Genomic DNA, 18,104 nt, shown 5'->3' with positions numbered 1-18,104 from the left:
GTTGTCTATTTTAAAAGGCCTCCATCAAGATCAACTCGAACGCGCAGCCCTGTCCTCGACAGTAAAAAAGATCAACACTCAGGTCGGGCCTCCAACCAAGGCAAGGAAAATGGATATGCCATTCTGTCCACTGGACGCGACGGCGAATCATGCCTAGCAATAGTCCATGCGCATCCTGATCACCGGCGGTGCCGGATTTCTCGGCTCCCATCTCTGCGAAAGACTCCTGAACGAAGGCCATGATGTCCTTTGCATGGATAACTTTTTCACGGGTCGAAAAGCCAACATCGCGCATCTGCTTGGTAACCCGCAGTTTGAACTCTTCCGCCATGACGTAATCGATCCGTTCAAGGCCGAGGTGGACCGCATCTACAACCTGGCCTGCCCAGCCTCGCCGCCGCATTACCAATACAATGCCATCAAGACGATCAAAACGTCGGTCATGGGAGCGATCAATGTCCTCGGCTTGGCCAAACGCACCCGCGCACGAGTTTTCCAGGCCTCCACCTCCGAGGTCTATGGTGACCCCGAAGTGCATCCTCAACCCGAGAGCTACTGGGGCCATGTGAACCCCATTGGCATCCGCTCCTGCTACGATGAAGGCAAGCGCGTAGCGGAGACGCTGTTCTTTGACTATCACCGCCAGAATGGCGTGGATATCCGTGTGGTGCGTATCTTCAACACCTACGGCCCACGCATGCTGCCCGATGACGGACGTGTGGTTTCCAACTTCATCGTCCAGGCCCTGCGCGGTCAAAACATCACCATCTATGGCGATGGCAGCCAGACGCGTAGCTTCTGCTATGTGGATGACCTGATCGAGGGTTTCATTCGCCTGATGGAAACCACCGGCATCACCGGCCCCATCAACATCGGCAATCCCGGTGAATTCACCATGCTCCAACTGGCAGAGTTGGTCCTCAAGAAAGTCGGTGGCCCCTCCAAAATCACCTTCCATCCCCTTCCCTCAGACGATCCGAAACAACGCCAACCCGACATCACCCTGGCCAAAAGCCAACTCGGCTGGGAACCCAAAGTGACTCTAGAAGAGGGGTTGGAAAAGACGATTGCCTACTTCAGGACCATCGTGGGGTGATTTCTGGCAAAGCCGAAATGGGGAAAGTGGAAAGCGGAATTTTCGCCCAAACACTAACTAACTTTATGAAAATTTGTTGTATCGGTGCCGGTTATGTCGGCGGTCCTACCATGGCGATGATCGCCTCCAAGTGCCCGGACATCCGGGTGGAGGTGGTGGATCTGAATGCGGATCGCATCGCCGCCTGGAACTCGGATGAACTACCCGTGTATGAACCGGGCCTCGATGACGTCGTGCGCTCCGCACGTGGGCGAAATCTGTTTTTCTCCACAGCTGTCGAGGACACCATCCGCAGTGCGGATATCATTTTCGTCAGTGTCAATACACCGACCAAGACCTTTGGTATGGGGGCGGAAAAAGCCGCAGATTTACGATACATCGAAGCCGTCGCGCGCACCATTGCCGAAGTCGTCACCGAGCCGAAGATCATCGTCGAAAAGAGCACCATCCCGGTGCGCACTGCGGAGGCCATCAAGACCATCCTGGCCTCCAACGGCAAGGGACTGAAACATCAGGTACTGTCGAATCCCGAGTTCCTCGCCGAGGGCACCGCCGTGGCTGACCTCACGGCTCCGGATCGCATCCTCATCGGTGGAGAAACGACCCCCGAGGGACAGACTGCCGTCGAATCGTTGGTTAGCGTCTATGCCCACTGGGTGCCCCGTGAACGCATCCTCACCACCAATCTCTGGTCCTCCGAACTCTCCAAGCTGGTGGCCAATGCCTTCCTGGCCCAGCGCATCTCGTCCATCAACAGCATCTCCGCCCTGTGCGAAACCACCGGTGCCGATGTGGATGAAGTCGCCCGCGCCATCGGCACCGATAGCCGCATCGGACCGAAGTTCCTCAAAGCTTCGGTGGGCTTTGGCGGCTCCTGCTTCCAGAAAGACGTGCTCAATCTCGTCTATCTCTGTGGTCACTTCGGTCTGCCTGAGGTCGCCGCGTATTGGCAGCACGTCGTGCAGATGAATGACTGGCAAAAGCGCCGCTTCTCCGAGAAAGTCCTGCGCACTCTCTTCAACACCGTCACGGGCAAGCGCATCGCTGTGCTCGGATTCGCCTTCAAAAAGGACACCAACGATACCCGCGAGTCCGCCTCCATCTATGTGTGTAAGGATCTGCTGGAAGAACGCGCCAATCTGGCCATTCACGATCCCAAGGTGAAGCCCGAACAAATCCGCAAGGATCTCGAACTCGCCACCAATGACTCCCGTGTAAGCTTCCCCGCCACCGCTGAAGAAGCTGCGGCTGGAGCCCATGCCCTGCTCATCCTCACCGAATGGGACGCCTACAAGCAGCTCGACTTCGAAAAGATTTACCAGCACATGCTCAAGCCAGCCTGGATCTTCGACGGCCGCAACATCCTGGATCGGGCGAAGCTGGAAGCCATTGGCTTCAAGGTCTATGCCATCGGCAAACCGCTGCCGGAGAAGAATTGAGCCGTAAACAGTTCCCAGTGAGTGCTGCATCTTGACCGCTCCATCCTGAATACTGTTTACTGAAGACTGATCACTATCCGCCCCATGCCCATCGCTCTCATTACCGGAATCACAGGCCAGGATGGCTCTTACCTTGCCGAGCAACTTCTCGCGAAAGGTTACACGGTGCATGGCATGATCCGTCGTGCATCGAACTTCAACACGCAGCGCATCGAGCATCTTTTTAACGATCCAGAGATCTACAATCAGCGCCTGTTCCTTCATCACGGCGATCTCACAGACTCCAGCAACCTGAACCGTCTCCTGGAAAAGATTGGGCCTAACGAAATATACAACCTCGCCGCACAGAGTCACGTCAAGGTTTCCTTTGAAGTGCCGGAATACACCGCCGAAGTGGATGGCCTAGGCACCCTGCGCTTTCTGGATTCCATCAAGGAAGTGGGTCTGGAAAAGCGTGCTCGTTTTTATCAAGCCTCCACCAGTGAGCTCTATGGCTTGGTCCAAGAAGTACCGCAGACGGAGAAGACTCCGTTTTACCCGCGCTCGCCCTACGGTGTGGCCAAGCTCTACGGCTACTGGATCGTGGTAAACTACCGCGAGTCCTACGGCCTGCATGCCAGCAACGGCATCTTGTTCAATCACGAATCCCCCCGCCGTGGCGAGACCTTCGTCACCCGCAAGATCACCCGCGCGGCAGGTCGCATCCGCGAGGGACTCCAAACACCCTTGGAGTTGGGCAATCTCAGTGCCCAGCGTGATTGGGGTTACGCCCCCGAATACACCGAGATGATGTGGCGCATGCTCCAGCAGGATCAACCCAGCGACTATGTCTGCGCCACACAGGAGACGCACACGGTGAGGGAGTTCTGCGAGCACGCTTTTGCGGCGGTGGGCATGCCACTGACCTTCGAAGGCGAAGGAGCCGATGAAGTGGGCCGGGATGAAAACGGGACGGTGCGCGTCAAGGTGGACCCGCGCTATTACCGCCCTGCAGAGGTTGAGCTGCTCATCGGCAACCCTGAAAAAGCTCGCCGTGTGTTAGGCTGGTCGCCTAAGGTCACTTTTGCCGAACTCGTGCAGATCATGGCCGCTGCCGACTGGGACCTCGCCAAAGCCGAGAAGCGAAAGTAGAAAGCTGAATTTCCCTTTCGTCTAAGCGCCTCCCCTTTCAACTTTCCCTCTTTCCGAGTTTCCTCCCTATGCCTCGCATCTACATCGCCGGACATCGTGGCATGGTGGGCAGCGCGATTGCGCGTGCATTACGCCAACGCGGCGAAACCGACATCGTCACCGCCACCCATGCGGAGCTAGATCTGCGCCGCCAGACCGATGTGGAACATTGGTTAGACCAAAACCGCCCTAACACCGTCATTCTGGCCGCAGCCAAAGTGGGCGGCATTCACGCCAACAGTACCTACCCCGCTGAGTTCATCTACGATAACCTCATAATGGCCGCGAATGTGATTCACGCCGCTTATAACAGTGGCGTAAAGCGCCTGCTCTTTCTCGGCAGCTCCTGCATTTATCCGCGTCTGGCTCCCCAGCCGATGCCAGAGGATTGCCTGCTCACCGGTCCGCTGGAGTGCACCAATGAAGCTTATGCTTTGGCTAAGATCGCTGGGCTCAAACTGTGCCAACACTACCGCCAGCAATACGGGGTGACGTTTCACTCCGCCATGCCGACGAATCTCTATGGCCCAGGGGATAACTATCATCCCGAAAACTCCCACGTGATCCCCGGTTTGATCCGGCGCTTTCATCAGGCCAAGGTGGACCAGGTCCCGAGCGTCACCGTCTGGGGCACGGGCAAACCGCTGCGCGAGTTTCTGAATGTTGAGGATCTGGCTGCGGCCTGCCTACACCTGCTGGATCTGGAAAACCCGCCCGACTGGGTCAATGTGGGCAGTGGCCAGGAATGCAGCATTGGCGAACTGGCCGAGACTGTGAAACGCGTCGTCGGTTATGAAGGTGAGTTGTGCTTTGACTCGACCAAACCCGATGGCACCCCACGCAAGCTGCTGGACTCCCACCTCATCCAGAGCCTGGGGTGGCTACCGCAGGTGTCGCTGGAGGAGGGTCTCCGTGCGGCCTATGCGGATTTCGTCGCGGGCTCAGTTTAGGCGTTCCCTATCAGACGGTGTTTCCACGAGGTCTGACAGTTGCTTGAGGTGGCTCGTTCTGCAAAGCAGATGGTGCAGCTCGCTTCCAGACATTGCTCCCTTGAGCAGCAAGGGAGTCCTTCGTTGAGGTGCTCTGCTTTACACGATCCACATCCACGTCAATCTTCTGTAGTTCGGTCTGTTTATTGTCGCGCAGATTTTCAAAAATCTGCTGACACTGCTGCTTGAGATCAGCGATTTGAGCATCAACCTTGGCCTGGCTGAGCTGATCACGCACCCACCCCGTCGGTTTTTCTAAAGCCTCAATTTGCTTCGTCAGTTCCTGACTGGCACCCAAGGCAGGCTGGAAGCTCGCTAGAGACTTCTTGAGTTCTGAATCCGAGAGCTTGATAGCGCCGTTGCGCAGGCTTCGACGCACATCATTTAGATCCACGGCGTTGCCATTTTGCAGCTCTTGGATCAACTGATTAGCGACGGCAATCTCCGTAGATCTCATCTTTTGTTGAGCCATGGCTCCGCCGTCCAATTCCTTCGCCAGACTGTCAAATCGGACTTCTTTACCTTCTTCGCGTATGTGAATTTCACCCGCAGCCTCAGGCTCTTCCGCCCAGCGCTGATTGGCTGCCTGGGCTTTGTTTCCTTGCTGTTCAGATAAGCTGCGGATGGATTGATCCAACGCGTCAAAGCGGGTCTGAATCAGACCCTTCGTCTGCTGGAGATCTTCGATCTCCGCTTTCAACTGAGCAATCTGCTCCTGACGCGCGGGATCATTGCGTTTTTCTAAAAGCCTCAGCTTTTCTTGTTTGAGTGAAAGTGAATTTTCCAGGGGATTGAGCACATACTCTTGAGTGAGCGCTTTCTCGATCAGACAGATGCTCGCTTTATCGAGCACTCCCACCTGCTTCGCACAGTCCTTGGCCAATTTGTCCATGACCAGCGCGTCCTCATTGGACTTACCGAAAAAACCTTGTCCTTGATAGACTTTATGAAGATCGTCACCTTCCACCTTAAGCGCATCAGATTGACGAATAAGGTCTGGAGCGATGTCCTCCACAATTTTTTCCATATCGGATTCGCTAACAGGCATAGTCAGAAGGAGAATAGAATATGAACGATGACACGGAGCAGCCTGGTAAGCCGCTGTCTGCATGAATTAGATCAGGCCGCTCCGGATGTGATAAAAATTTGCACCGAGCTTTCAGATTGCGTCACCTGGATAATCATCTCAACAAAAAAGCCAAGCGCCCGAAGACGCTTGGCTGATTGAAAACGAAGATAAGCCCAAACGCTGGCAGCTTAGTTTTTCTCGGCTTCTTTAGCCTCTTGCTTGGCTTCTTTTTCCGCATCTTTGGCGGCTTTCTCAGCCATCTTCTCCTTGTGCTTCTCGATGTCCTTCATGACTTTTTCATGATCGGTCACCTTGCCTTCCCAGGTGATGGCTTCACCCTGTTTGAGCATCTTAGTTTCCGTCTTGCCCTGCTCGATGTAGGAGCCGTCTTTCATCACCCGGGTGCCATCGTTGAGGGTGACCGTTTCCGTCAGTTCCGTGGTCTGACCGTCTTTCATGACCCACAGCTTGCCATCTTTCAGGGCAATGTGGTTCAGTTCTGCAGCCTTTTCAGCTTTCTTCTCGGCTTCTTTCTCAGCTGGGGTCTGATCGGCACCGTAGCTGGTGATTACACAGAGACTGAGACATGCGAAGGCGAGGGATTGAATGAGTTTTTTCATAGTAAGTTAGGCGGTTGGTTATTGCGACCGAAGATCAGATTCAAAGCCTGGCCGTTATCGCAATTCGTTGGTTATTCGGCCCCTCTGGAGAAGACGGCTGCATGCATTTCCCCCGATTTCATTTTCGCGAAATGCATGGCTTCCCTAACTCACTCCAAACCGCCTAACATCGAGCATGGCATCACCACTCGCCCCACAATAACGGACACAGTCGCTTGTTCACATCAAAAAGCCTGCCTTCTCTCTAAGGGAAGGCAGGCTTCGGAGTTCTCGTGGAAATCTCGTCGTTCAGGCTCTACTCCCGCTGGATCTTCAGCACGCGGTTGTTGTAGCTGTCGGTGATGTAGAGCACGCCCGTCTGCGGGTGGATGGTGACGCCGTGCGGGCGGGCCAGTTCGCATTTTTCAGGGGGGCCGCCGACTCCAGCGCTGCCTTTTTGACCCGTGCCAGCGATGCGCTCAATTTTACCCGTGGCAGGCACATAACGGCGGATGAGATGGCTCTCGGCATCGGCAATGATGACGCTGTCGTCCTTGTCCACGCAGAGGTGTTTAGGACCGTTCATGGTCGCCTCCAGGGCTGGACCGCCATCGCCTTCACCACCTTTTTTACCACTGGCATTCACCACGGTGCGGATCTTGCCTTCTTTATCCACCACACGGAGGGCATTGCCGTTGCGCTCAAGGATGTAAATGTTGCCTTGGTGATCGACCGCCACCGCACGGGGGTCCACCAGCGGTGCTTCGGTGGCCAGGGTGCCATCCCCGGGCACGCCCTTTTCGCCATTGCCTGCCACCACCACGGACTTCCCGGTGCTGAGGTCGAGGCGATGCACCTGCTTCAGATCCGCGATGTAGAGTTGCGTGCCGGTGAAATCCAGCGTGATACAGTAGGGACCATTGCCACGCTCACGGCCCTTGGGGGCTTTCCAGCCTTCCAGGGTTTTCACAATCCCCGCACGCACATCCACCTCGCGGATGCAGCCGTTCCAGGTATCGCCAATCAGCACGCGCCCATCCGGACGAATCGCGAGGTTATGCGGGCCATTGAACTGCGCCTTCAGAGCCGGCCCACCATCACCGCTGTATCCGGGTTTGAGCTGACCAGCCACATGACTGATCATGCCGCCGCCATCCACCTGCAGGAGGCGATTTCCCGAGACCATCTCCACGATCCACAGGTGACCACCGGAATCAAACTCGGTGCCAAAGGGCTCCTTCAAAACGGCATCCGTAGCCGCGATGTCCACGGCATCCTGGGTCCCTCCAGCGACCAGTTCAATGCGATCCGCCAGCGCCAGGGAGGGCAGGAGCAGGAGAGAAAAAAGGGAAGGTAGAGAAATCTTCATGAGGGAAGTCTGGGGTTATTTGAATAGGGGAGGAATGGGGTGGGGAGAGTGAGGTTGCTATAGTTAGATGTCCAGCCCCTCACTCTAGCTCTCTCCCCTGAGGGGCGAGGGAATGATCACTTGATCTGCCGGATTGAAGGCCAAAAGACCACTCCCTCGCCCTGCTTGCGGGAAGAGGGCTGGGGTGAGGGGTCGAGTGTGATTTCACAATTCAGACTCGGAGAAGCCAGCCGATGAAAGTAATCCCAACTAACCTGCTGGCCTCCATGAACCTGCTGGAAATCACAAATCATGATGCTGATGCGTAGGGGGCGCCCAGACCTCACTTCTTGCGCATCACGCGCACCTTGTGGGCCTCGCTATCGCCGATGTAAACGGCACCGTCTGCATCCACAAAGATACCGTGCAGGCGGGCCATCTCACATTTCAGGGGATCGCCATCCTTGCCATCGCCTTTCTGCCCGGTGCCTGCCATCAGCTCCAGGTTGCCGGTTTTGGCATCGATCATCCGCACGCTATGGCTCTCCGTATCGGCCAGCCAGGCATTGCCCTCGGCATCGATCGCCACGCCTTTGGGGCCGCTTAGGGTCGCTTCCTTGGCTGGGCCACCATGGCCGGTGAAACCTTTTTTGCCGGTGCCTGCCATCCAGTGGATCTTGCCCTCTTTGAGATCGAATTTGAAGACCTGATTGCCCTCGCGGGTGCACAGCCAGAGATTACCGGCCTGATCGAAGTCGATGGAGCGTGGCCCCTTCAGCGGCGTGCCTGCAATCGGCGCGCCATCCGGCGTCGCCCCAGGCTGGCCAGTGCCAGCAAAGGTGGAGATGATCCCCGTCTTCATCGCCACCTTACGGATGACGTTGTTACCGATGTCGCAGATGTAGAGATCCCCAGCGGAGTCGAACTGGATGCTGTGAGGCTGCTTAAACTGCGCCTTGGCTGCGGGGCCGCCATCACCGCTGTAGCCGGGCTGTCCATTGCCTGCAAAGGTGGAGATGAGGCCAGTCTTCATGTCCACCTTGCGCACCGCGTGGTTCTTCATGTCCACGATGTAAAGATCTCCAGACTGATCGAAGCGGATCTCATGGGGCAGATTGAAAGTGGCCTCCGTGGCCGGGCCGCCATCCCCGCTGTAGCCGGTGGCCCCAGTGCCTGCCACCGTGTGGATGATACCATCCGGCGTGATTTTACGCACTTTCTGTCCGGTGTATTCACAATACCACAACGCCCCATCGGGCCCACGCACGACTCCAAAGGGATTGTCCATCTTTGCTTGGGTGGCTGGGCCGCCATCACCGCTGAAGCCCTTTTCCCCCGTGCCTGCCACGGTGGAGATGGTCCATTCCGCCGCAGGAGAGAGAGCGGCGCAGAGCAATGAAAAACTAAGCACGAGATGTTTCATGAGACGTAGAGGGAAGACGAATAACGACATGAGGCAGCCAATACGGAAACCTAGACAACATTTTCCGCTATTTCTCTTATATGAGGATCAACGGCAATGGAGATTGGAGTTTCAAAACAAATCTTGTAACGTCCTTATCATATTTCCGGTATGGTGCTGGAGATCATGTTGTGCCACGCGTCAGGTGTTAGATTTTTAAGGCCTGCTTTTTTGCCCATGCCACCCCTGACCTCCTACACGCATCTCCTGACCTCTGCTCAGACCTTGCAACTCCAATCCCTCCTCAAAGCCCAAGGCTGGGAATTCGAATCCAAGCCTTACTGCCTCTATGCAGCCCGCCGTGGGAAGACCCAAGTATCCGTCTATGAAAAGGGCCCCAAGGTGCTGGTTCAGGGAAAAGAGACCGCTGACTTCGTGACTCACCTGCTCGAGCCTCAGGTGCTCGGCCAGGCAGAATTAGGCTATGAGGAGGTGCTGCACCCGGAAATGTATGAGCCTCACATCGGCGTGGATGAAAGCGGCAAAGGTGATTTTTTCGGCCCTCTCGTCATCGCTGGGGTATATGTCCATGCGAAATCGGCCCGATTACTGCGTGAGGCAGGGGCTGTGGATAGCAAACGCATCACCAGCGACCAGAAGATCCGTCAACTGGCCGACACCATCCGCTCCATCCCGGGCCTGAAGTGGGAAATCGTTCAGATCAATCCTGAGCGCTACAACACCCTCTACGAGAAATTTGGCAATCTGAATCGCCTCCTGGCTTGGGGGCATGCCAAAATCATTGAGCTGCTTCTGGAGAAAGTTCCTGACTGCCCGCGCGCCATCTCAGACCAATTTGCCAATCCAGCCGTGCTGAAAAAAGCCCTCCAGGAGAAAGGGCGCGGTATCGAACTCATCCAGCGCACCAAAGCAGAATCTGACCCTGCCGTAGCTGCCGCTTCCATCTTGGCTAGGGAGCGTTTTATCAATTGGCTGCGCGACACTGAGCAAGACTGCGGTATTCCTTTACCCAAAGGAGTCTCCGAGGCCGTTAAGGCCAGTGCGAGATGTCTAATCAGCAAGGGTGGGGAAGAAAAGCTGAGTGGGTTTGCTAAAATGCACTTCAAAACCGTAGCGGAGCTAGTTTCCTCCACTAACCCCCACCAACCACCCTCCGATTCTCTCCTATCAACTTAAGAAAATAGGTTGCAAAGACCTAATCCGTCGCCATTTAAACTCTTTTACCTCCCCTTTCCATCATGTCCACGGTCACAAAACGCGATATCGTCACAGAACTGAGCGACCTTACGGGTCTCAAGCACCAACAAGTCGCTGATGTTCTGGACAAAGTGATCGATTTGATCAGCCAAAAAATGGAGAATGGCCAAGAAGTGACCTTCAGAAAGTTCGGCACCTTCGAGGTGCGTGTGGCCAAATCCAAGATTGGTAGGAATCCGAATAAACCTAAGGATGAGGTTTTAATCCCAGACCGCTGCATCGTTCGCTTTAAGCCAGGTCGCGAACTCAAGGAACGCGTTCTCAAGCTTGATCCTAAAGTCATCCAGTCGAATGGGAATAGCTCTGCGGAAAAATGAAACCAATGTGAGGGTGGGCTGCGATAAATAGAGTGATCGGCTGAAGGATCACTTGAATGTTCGAAAGAACACTATTTACTCTCCCATCATGTCCACCCTCATCGGTTCTGAATTGCGCACAGCTCGCGAGTTGCGAAACCTCAGCTTGGCGGATGTCGCCCACGAAACGCGGATTCCAGTGCCGCGCATTCAATGGCTGGAGCAGGATAATTACGCCGCCTTTGGTAGCCTGACCTATGCGCGAGCTTTTCTGAAGATTTACAGTCGCTACCTGCAAGTGGATGCCGACGAAATCTTGGGGGAACTCCCCAACTCCCGCCTGAAAGGCGCCTGTGATTACCGTCACCTCATGGCCAATTTCGGCCCTTGGATCCCCTCTAAACCCTCAGCGGCCACCCCCAAAGCGCCGGTCAGCACAGGCCATCGCTCGCCCGTTTTCACCGGCTTGTTCCTCTTTGTGCTCATGCTCGCCAGCACCGGTTACTGGGGGCACCAACTCTCCGTCAGCCGCTCCACAGAAGGTCTCCGCTCAGACGCAACCCCCGTCGCGGAACAGATCCGCCCAACGAGTAAGACCACGGCCACGAAACGGAAGGGCAGCCCCACCACCGGCAGCCCGCTCACTCAAGTCAGCACTGGATTCGACGCTGGCATCGCACCGACTTTGCGGTAGGATGTCGCATGAACAACTCCACGTCCGTGCCCAGCCCCCGCTGGTGGCTAGCCCCCCTGGTCTTCACCATCGGGCTCATCATCGCCTTGGCCATCGTGTGGCAAGCCAGCGAGATTGCGCGTGAGGTGCTGGCCAAAGCGGTCATGATGATCGTGGGCGCACTTTCCACCCCCTTCATTCTGGAAACCACCGTGGCGCTCTTCGGCCTCTGCATCGTCATCGCCATCAATCAATGGCGCCTCAATAAAGAAGGGGACGGCTGGGTTTACCTAGCCCAAACCGAGCCGGATGCCGCCAGCGTAGCTGCCGGAGCTGAAACGCCCGCCAAGCGTCTGGACCCCGTGGTGATGACCACCCCCTTGGATCAGAGCACCGACCTCCATGCACGCCTGGCCATGATCGAAGGCTATCTCGACCTCGGCCTCACTCAGGAAGCCCAGGATCATCTCCAGCAGCTCAGCGCGGATGAGCGGCAGGACCCACGTGTCTCGGCCATCCAAAGCCGACTCGGCTAGCCAGCCACTGTAGGCTATGTTCGGTAAAAAGATCCACGCCCCCGTCTTATGAGCCCCAGCAAGTCGCTCACCATGCACAACGTGGGCATCGTCGTCAAAGACCTGGATGCCGCCGTTGAGTTCTTCACTGAACTCGGCCTCGAACTTGAGGGACGCGCTCCTATCGAAGGCCCCTGGGCAGATGGCGTCACCGGGCTGCACGAAATGCGTGTGGAAATAGCGATGATGCGCACACCCGACGGCCACAGTCGGCTGGAACTCTCCCGCTTCCTCGCTCCCGAAGTCATCGCTGATCATCGCACCGCTCCGGTGAATTCACTCGGCTATCTACGCGTCATGTTCAACGTCGTGGACCTGGATGACACGCTCGCACGGCTGCGCAAACACGGTGCAGAAGTCGTCGATCAAGTGGTGGACTATGAAAATATCTATCGCCTGTGCTACATTCGTGGCCCCGAGGGCCTCCTCATTGGCTTGGCACAAGACATCGGCTAACGAGGCCCCGAAGAGGCCCACGACCTACCCATGATCCGACTTTCGGAGATCAATCGAAGACCACGGTCTTGTTTTGATAGACCAGCACTTGATCCCGCACATGCCACCAGAGCGCCTTGGCCAGCACGGTCTTCTCTAGATCGCGCCCCAGACGCACGAGGTCCTGCACACTGTCCTCATGGCTCACGCACATCACATCCTGATGGATGATGGGCCCTTCATCCAGATCTGCGGTGACGTAGTGGCTGGTGGCCCCAATGATCTTCACCCCGCGCACATGGGCTTGATGGTAGGGTTTGGCCCCCACGAAAGCCGGCAGGAAGCTGTGGTGGATATTGAGGATCTGGTTGGGAAAAGCCTCGATCATGGCCGGGCTGATGATCTGCATGTAGCGGGCCAGCACCACGGTATCAATGCGCTCCTTCTTCAGCAGCTCGATCTGCGCAGCTTCTTGAGCGGCCTTGTTATCCTTGGTGATGGGGAAGTGATAAAAAGGGATGCCAAAACGCTCGGCCGCAGGTTTCAGCGTTTCGTGGTTGGCCACGATCAGCGGGATGTCGACGGGCAGTTCCCCGGCCTCATGCCGTGCTAGGAGGTCATACAGGCAGTGGTTTTCCTTCGTCACAAACAGCGCCACCCGCTTGCGCTGACTGGCAAAGTGCAGGCGCACTTGCATCTCATGCCGGCGGGCCATCGGTTGCAGACGGGCAAAGATCTCCTCCTTCTCCAGCGTGAATTTCTCCAGGTTCCATTCCAAGCGCATGAAGAAGGCGTTTTCAGCGGGGTCGATGTGCTGCTGCAGATCGATGATGTTCCCCTGGTGGGAGGAGATGAAGCCAGTGACATCGTGGACGAGGCCAGGGCGGTCTGGGCAGTGGATCAGGAGCGTAGCGGTGTCAGCAGCAGGCATACAGGGACGCAAAGTTTCATCCAAAGGCAGGCGAGACGCAAAGGCTTAGACGCGGGAGCCGGGTGAAAGCCGTAATTTCTTCTCCCGGCGGAACAAAATCCATCTTGCCTGCGTGGGCAGGAACGCGTCCCGTAGAGTCTTTCCTCCCTTTTTCTAACCATCCCCATGTCTTCCTCTGCTTCTCCCCTGCCCCGCACCCTCGTCATCATGGGCGTGTGCGGCTGTGGTAAAACTCTGATCGGTAATATGCTGGCGCAGCACTACGGTGCCCTTTGTGAAGACGCCGATGATTTCCACACCGAGGCGGCGAAGGAGAAGATGCGCTCTGGCACCCCGCTGACGGATGAAGACCGCTGGCCCTGGTTTGCAGCCCTCCGCGCCCGCATCGAAGAAATGCGTGGTCAAGCCCCCCTCTACATCCTGGCCTGCTCCGCTTTGAAGGAAATCTATCGTGACAAGCTGCGTGCCGGAGATCGCCCCGAGGAACTGGTGTTTGTGCATCTCAAGGGCTCTCGCGAGGTGATCTTCTCACGCATGTCCAAGCGTGAGGGTCACTACATGCCGGTCAGCCTGCTGGACAGTCAATTTGCCATCCTGGAAGAGACGCCCGACCTGCTCACCGTCTCCCTGGAGCAGACCCCCGAGGCCATCGTCAGGGAAGTGATCCAGAAACTGCCTTCAGCAGAGTGACAGGCCCAGACTTCAGATCCATTCTTGGTTAGGCGACTCACTCCCCTTTCTTTCTACATTCATGGCCACCACCACCTGGCACCGCAGCTTGGCCGCACGTCATGTCGCGGTCATGGTGGGCTATGTGGCAGTGGGTTCCCTGCTTCTGCTCACTTGGCTCAGCTACCAGCAGCAGCAGGAGGCCAGACACCTCTTCGCCACGCTGGCGCAGAATGATGTGGAGTTTGTCCAGCGGCTGAACCTCCCGCGCAGTGAACGGCTGGCTCGCGATCTCCAGCGCCTGCTGCGGCTGGACATCCACTTTCGCCAGCGCCGCAAGATGGAGCCTCTCCCGCCCATCCCTGTGGAGGAAGCAGCCGCTCTCATGGGCACATCCGCCAGCCGTCAGGTGCATCAGCTCCCCACCGGACGTGAAGCGCTGATCCTGAACCTGGATGCGGACTATGACATGATCTTCATCCGCGAGCCGCCCACGGTCATGCTCACACTCTGGCATCCCACCACCGGATTCGCCTTGATCGTCTTTTGGTTATTCTCCGCCGTGCTGGCCTGGGTCATTGGTAGGCAGGTGGTGGGCCCAGTGAGCGGCCTCACGCGCAGGTTGCAAGGTTTCTTCGCCGAGCCTCACCGCCTGCTGCCAGAGACGGAGCGTGATGACGAGATCGGCCGCCTCGCCAGCGCCCTCACCCAGGCCCGGGATGAACTGGGCGAAGAACGCCGACGCCGCGAGCAGTCGGAGCGGCTCGCGCTGTTGGGTCGGGTGGCCACGGGCTTAGCCCACGAGATCAAAAACCCGCTCGCCTCCATTCAGCTCCATGCCCAGCTCGTGGAATCCGCGGAGCTGGATCTCGAATCCCAGACCAGCCTGCGTCACCTCCTGGCTGAAGTGCGGGTGATCGAAGGGCTGGTCAACCAGTGGCTCTATCTGGCCCGTCCCGCCGCCCCACGGAGACAGGCTTTGGACTCCATCGCACTGCTGCAGGAGACCGCCGAGCTGCTGCGCCCGCAGGCCGAGCATGCCGGCGTCATCCTGACCCTGCCCGCCCACCAGCCAGCGCAGGCCAACCACATCTCGGGGGATCGCCAACGGCTCCAGCAGGTGTTTCGAAACGTCATGATCAATGCCATCCAGGCCATGCCCTCCGGCGGAGAACTGCGCATCGGTCTGGCGGTGGTGAACCAGACAATCGTCTTCAGCTTTCATGATGACGGCCCGGGGTTCACCTCGGCAGCACTGGATCGCGGCGAGGAGCTATTTTTCACCGAAAAAGAAGGTGGCATGGGGGTGGGGCTCAACGTCGCGCAGGAGATCATTTCTGCCCACGAGGGTCAAATGACGCTCAAAAACCATCCCGAAGAAGGCGCTCTCGTGGAGATCACATTGCCGATGAGCAAATCTTAACCGTTGCTCGCGCATGTCACGAGTCTTGATCATCGAAGACGAATATGCTTTGGCCGCCGCCCTCGCCACTGTCGTGCGCCGTCTGGGGGCTGAACCCGTCGTCGCCGCCTCAGGCCAAGGAGGGCTCGACAAAGCCCAGCGCCAGCAGTTTGACGCCGTGCTCCTGGACATCGGCTTGCCTGACATGAGCGGGCTGAAGGTTCTGTCCGCCCTGCGTGCCGGCCCCACGCCGCCGCCCATTCTCATCATCACCGCCCATGGCAGCCTGGAAAACGCCCTGGAGGCCCGCCGACTGGGAGCTCATGACTATTTCCTGAAACCGCTGAATCTCGCCGAGATCCAACCGCAGATCCGCGCCCTGCTGGACCTGCCGCGTCTCGATCTCCCCCCGTCCTTCGCCTCCCCAGATCCTTCGTTGATGATCGGGAACGCCCCCGAGATGCAGCGTGCCTTTGCCCAGATCGCCCAGGCCGCCGCCGCCCGCGTGCCGGTGCTCCTCACCGGCCAGCACGGCACGGGGAAGACCCTGGCTGCGGAGATCATCGCCGCGCAGAGCAGCGCCTCACCGCTGACCCGCTATCGCTACGACGAGTGGCCCGCTGAGCAAGCCGAAGCCACGCTGCAACAGTGCCTGGATGAGGCCCGCAACGGCGGTGTGCTCCTGCTGGAAGAAATCTCTCTCCTGCCGCTGCACCTTCAGGCGACCCTGGCGCGCACCATCACGGAGCCGGGTGCCCCCCGCGTGCTCGCCACCAGCGCCTCGGATCTTCGGGAAGCCATCACCCAGGGGAGATTCCGCGAAGACTTGTTTTATCAAATCAGTGTCCTCCAGGTCACTCTCCCCGCCCTCTCTCACCGCACGGAGGACATCCCTGCCTTGGCCGCCGAACTGCTGAAAAACGCCGCTCCCGGCAAGGATCTGCATCTCTCCGTGGAGGCCCTCGGTCTGCTCAAAGCCTGCCCATGGCCCGGGAACGTGCGTGAGTTGGCCGCCGCCATGCAGCATGCCGCCGCCGTCTGCACCTCCCCCCAAGTCCTGCCCCGGCACCTACCGCCGAGCCTCCAGGCCACAGGCCAAGATACCTCTCACCTGGACACCGCCTTGGTGCGCAGCATGACCGCCTGGCTCGATCAAAAGCTCACCTGCCCTGTTGAGAACACCCCGGACTACGACACCCTGCTGGCGCAAATCGAAAAACCCCTCCTCACCGAGCTCCTCGCCCGCTACGAAGACAAGCCCACCCGCCTCGCCGCTGCGCTCAACATGAACCGAGCCACCCTCCGCCGAAAACTGCGTGAGTTGCTCGGCCGGGAGTGACCTTCAAAAGCTTTAAAGAGTAAGGCCTCCAATCCTCTCCATCACTTCGTCGGCGAGGGATTGGTAAAGATTGCGGCCTTCCGCTTGATGAGCCTTGAGGTCCGTCACATACGGTTTTCCCACCACCAAACGAATTTGCGCCGGGCGGATGAACTTGGCCCCCCGTGGATAGGCTTCGTAGCTGCCGTAGATACGCACGGGCAACACGGGGGCACTACTCTTGGCAATGAAGAGACCGACACCCGCCTCGGCCTTCTGAAGATAACCATCCGGGCTGCGGGTGCCTTCAGGAAACATGAGCACCTTCTTCCCGCTCTTGAGCAGGCGGATGGTGGCTTTCAGGCTGGAGGCATCCGGCTTGTCCCGGTCAATCGGGATGGTCTGCCAGCTTCTCAGGATCCTTCCCGCCAAGGGATGATTGAAGAGAGTCTTCCGAGCGAAGAAATACAGCGGCTCATCGAACGCCTGACCAATGAAGGGAGGATCGAGAAAGCTCACGTGATTGGCCACAATCAAGGCCGCCCCCTCCATCTTCAGGTTTTCCTCTCCGATCACCCGAAAGTCATAAAAGCTCCGGGCGAAGGCTCGGAAGACTGTATGGCCGATTCGGTAAGACAGGGTCATGCGAGGAGGGGGTAATGAACCGTGATCAGTGTTCTGTTTTCTATTTTCAGTGAATCAGAAGAGGTTTTTAACAGGGTGGTGCGGAGGAGGAAACTGAATACTGACCTCTGAATGCCGATTACTTCAAATGCGCCATCACAGCATCCACAGCCCCTTCCAGCGTCAGATGGCTGTTATCAATGACAACCGCGCCCTCTGGAATGACCAGAGGTGAGGTCTTGCGGGTGGAGTCCAGGCGATCACGCTCAGCCACTTGATCCGCATGTCCCTGAGCACGACGGCGGGCCGCGCGAACTTCTTCACTGGCGTCGATGTAAAACTTCAGCGGACTTTCGGGGAAAACCACGCTGCCGATGTCACGCCCTTCCATGACCAGGGGTCCAATCGCCGCTAGAGCCCGCTGATCGGCCACGAGGCGCGCCCGCACCTCAGGCACACGAGCTACGAGAGAGACGCCGCGATTCACTGGATCACTGTTCAGGTCTTCGACAGTCAAGAGACGTCCATTGACGCAGACTTGAGTCTGTCCTTCGGACACCGGGGATTCCAGGGCGACGCCAGCCGCAGCTTTCTGCACCGCGTCTGCATCGGCGGGGTCCACCCCGGTTTCCAAGACAGCCCAGGTCATGGCCCGATACATGTTCCCCGTATTCACATAGGTGTAGCCCAACCGCTGCGCCAGGATGCGGGCGACGCTGCTTTTTCCGGAGGCGGCAGGACCGTCAATGGTGATGACTGAATGGGCGGGCATGTGGGCGGTGAAAAGATCG

Annotated in this window: 19 protein-coding genes; 12 read left to right on the top strand and 7 right to left on the bottom strand. The window is 57.7% G+C overall.

Features of this window, described 5'->3' with window-relative positions:
• Positions 1–166: 166 nt before the first annotated feature.
• From B5D61_RS20920 to B5D61_RS20905, 4 genes are all read left to right on the top strand, one after another.
• Positions 167–1,096: a UDP-glucuronic acid decarboxylase family protein gene (locus B5D61_RS20920; RefSeq protein WP_078815392.1), complete on the top strand. Its 930-nt coding sequence runs from the start codon at positions 167–169 to the stop codon at positions 1,094–1,096.
• A 65-nt stretch (positions 1,097–1,161) separates the two neighbouring features.
• Complete coding sequence (locus B5D61_RS20915; RefSeq protein ID WP_078815444.1) at positions 1,162–2,535, top strand: UDP-glucose 6-dehydrogenase; 1,374 nt, start codon at positions 1,162–1,164, stop codon at positions 2,533–2,535.
• An 84-nt stretch (positions 2,536–2,619) separates the two neighbouring features.
• A complete protein-coding gene (gene gmd / locus B5D61_RS20910; protein WP_078815391.1) occupies positions 2,620–3,666 on the top strand; it encodes a GDP-mannose 4,6-dehydratase in 1,047 nt (348 codons plus the stop codon).
• 68 nt (positions 3,667–3,734) lie between these two features.
• Positions 3,735–4,655, top strand: a complete 921-nt coding sequence (locus B5D61_RS20905; RefSeq protein ID WP_078815390.1) for a GDP-L-fucose synthase family protein — start codon at positions 3,735–3,737, stop codon at positions 4,653–4,655.
• 10 nt (positions 4,656–4,665) lie between these two features.
• Here the strand turns inward: B5D61_RS20905 and B5D61_RS20900 are convergent, their stop codons facing one another.
• The 4 genes from B5D61_RS20900 to B5D61_RS20885 all read right to left on the bottom strand — a co-directional run bounded on the left by B5D61_RS20900 (position 4,666) and on the right by B5D61_RS20885 (position 9,133).
• Entirely contained in the window at positions 4,666–5,742 is a 1,077-nt protein-coding gene (locus B5D61_RS20900; protein WP_139373402.1) for a coiled-coil domain-containing protein, read from the bottom strand.
• Positions 5,743–5,951: 209 nt separating this feature from the next.
• A complete protein-coding gene (locus B5D61_RS20895) occupies positions 5,952–6,383 on the bottom strand; it encodes a DUF6799 domain-containing protein (RefSeq protein WP_078815388.1) in 432 nt (143 codons plus the stop codon).
• Positions 6,384–6,678: 295 nt separating this feature from the next.
• Positions 6,679–7,731, bottom strand: coding sequence for an NHL domain-containing protein (locus B5D61_RS20890; protein ID WP_078815387.1), 1,053 nt, complete (start codon positions 7,729–7,731; stop codon positions 6,679–6,681).
• Between the two features lie 322 nt (positions 7,732–8,053).
• Entirely contained in the window at positions 8,054–9,133 is a 1,080-nt protein-coding gene (locus B5D61_RS20885) for an NHL repeat-containing protein (RefSeq protein WP_078815443.1), read from the bottom strand.
• A 216-nt stretch (positions 9,134–9,349) separates the two neighbouring features.
• Between B5D61_RS20885 and rnhC the strand changes: the two genes are divergently transcribed.
• The 5 genes from rnhC (at position 9,350) to B5D61_RS20860 (ending at position 12,390) form a co-directional block, all read left to right on the top strand.
• Positions 9,350–10,309: a ribonuclease HIII gene (gene rnhC, locus B5D61_RS20880; protein WP_078815386.1), complete on the top strand. Its 960-nt coding sequence runs from the start codon at positions 9,350–9,352 to the stop codon at positions 10,307–10,309.
• 62 nt (positions 10,310–10,371) lie between these two features.
• Positions 10,372–10,707 carry an HU family DNA-binding protein gene (locus B5D61_RS20875; protein ID WP_078815385.1) on the top strand — a complete coding sequence of 112 codons (336 nt, stop codon included), beginning with the start codon at positions 10,372–10,374 and terminating at the stop codon, positions 10,705–10,707.
• Positions 10,708–10,795: 88 nt separating this feature from the next.
• On the top strand, positions 10,796–11,380 hold the full coding sequence (locus tag B5D61_RS20870; protein WP_078815384.1) for a helix-turn-helix domain-containing protein: 585 nt from the start codon (positions 10,796–10,798) through the stop codon (positions 11,378–11,380).
• Between the two features lie 8 nt (positions 11,381–11,388).
• Positions 11,389–11,895 carry a tetratricopeptide repeat protein gene (locus B5D61_RS20865; RefSeq protein WP_078815383.1) on the top strand — a complete coding sequence of 169 codons (507 nt, stop codon included), beginning with the start codon at positions 11,389–11,391 and terminating at the stop codon, positions 11,893–11,895.
• Between the two features lie 48 nt (positions 11,896–11,943).
• Positions 11,944–12,390 (top strand): VOC family protein, encoded by a 447-nt coding sequence (locus tag B5D61_RS20860; protein ID WP_078815382.1) that lies wholly within the window; start codon positions 11,944–11,946, stop codon positions 12,388–12,390.
• A gap of 49 nt (positions 12,391–12,439) precedes the next feature.
• Here the strand turns inward: B5D61_RS20860 and purU are convergent, their stop codons facing one another.
• Complete coding sequence (gene purU, locus B5D61_RS20855) at positions 12,440–13,300, bottom strand: formyltetrahydrofolate deformylase (RefSeq protein WP_078815381.1); 861 nt, start codon at positions 13,298–13,300, stop codon at positions 12,440–12,442.
• A gap of 165 nt (positions 13,301–13,465) precedes the next feature.
• On the opposite strand from purU, the gene B5D61_RS20850 reads away from it, so the two are divergent.
• The 3 genes from B5D61_RS20850 (at position 13,466) to B5D61_RS20840 (ending at position 16,710) form a co-directional block, all read left to right on the top strand.
• Positions 13,466–13,990 carry a gluconokinase gene (locus B5D61_RS20850; RefSeq protein ID WP_217699033.1) on the top strand — a complete coding sequence of 175 codons (525 nt, stop codon included), beginning with the start codon at positions 13,466–13,468 and terminating at the stop codon, positions 13,988–13,990.
• A gap of 61 nt (positions 13,991–14,051) precedes the next feature.
• Complete coding sequence (locus B5D61_RS20845; protein ID WP_078815380.1) at positions 14,052–15,392, top strand: sensor histidine kinase; 1,341 nt, start codon at positions 14,052–14,054, stop codon at positions 15,390–15,392.
• Positions 15,393–15,405: 13 nt separating this feature from the next.
• Positions 15,406–16,710, top strand: a complete 1,305-nt coding sequence (locus B5D61_RS20840; RefSeq protein ID WP_078815379.1) for a sigma-54-dependent transcriptional regulator — start codon at positions 15,406–15,408, stop codon at positions 16,708–16,710.
• 12 nt (positions 16,711–16,722) lie between these two features.
• Here B5D61_RS20840 and B5D61_RS20835 read toward each other — a convergent pair whose 3' ends face one another.
• A complete protein-coding gene (locus B5D61_RS20835) occupies positions 16,723–17,334 on the bottom strand; it encodes a lysophospholipid acyltransferase family protein (RefSeq protein WP_078815378.1) in 612 nt (203 codons plus the stop codon).
• A 118-nt stretch (positions 17,335–17,452) separates the two neighbouring features.
• Positions 17,453–18,085 (bottom strand): (d)CMP kinase, encoded by a 633-nt coding sequence (cmk, locus tag B5D61_RS20830; protein ID WP_078815377.1) that lies wholly within the window; start codon positions 18,083–18,085, stop codon positions 17,453–17,455.
• Positions 18,086–18,104 lie beyond the last annotated feature (19 nt).

Origin of the sequence: Prosthecobacter debontii (assembly GCF_900167535.1) — a bacterium.
Lineage (GTDB): Bacteria > Verrucomicrobiota > Verrucomicrobiia > Verrucomicrobiales > Verrucomicrobiaceae > Prosthecobacter > Prosthecobacter debontii.
Note: the sequence above shows the minus strand (reverse complement) of the source record. Positions and strands in the feature narration are given on the sequence as shown.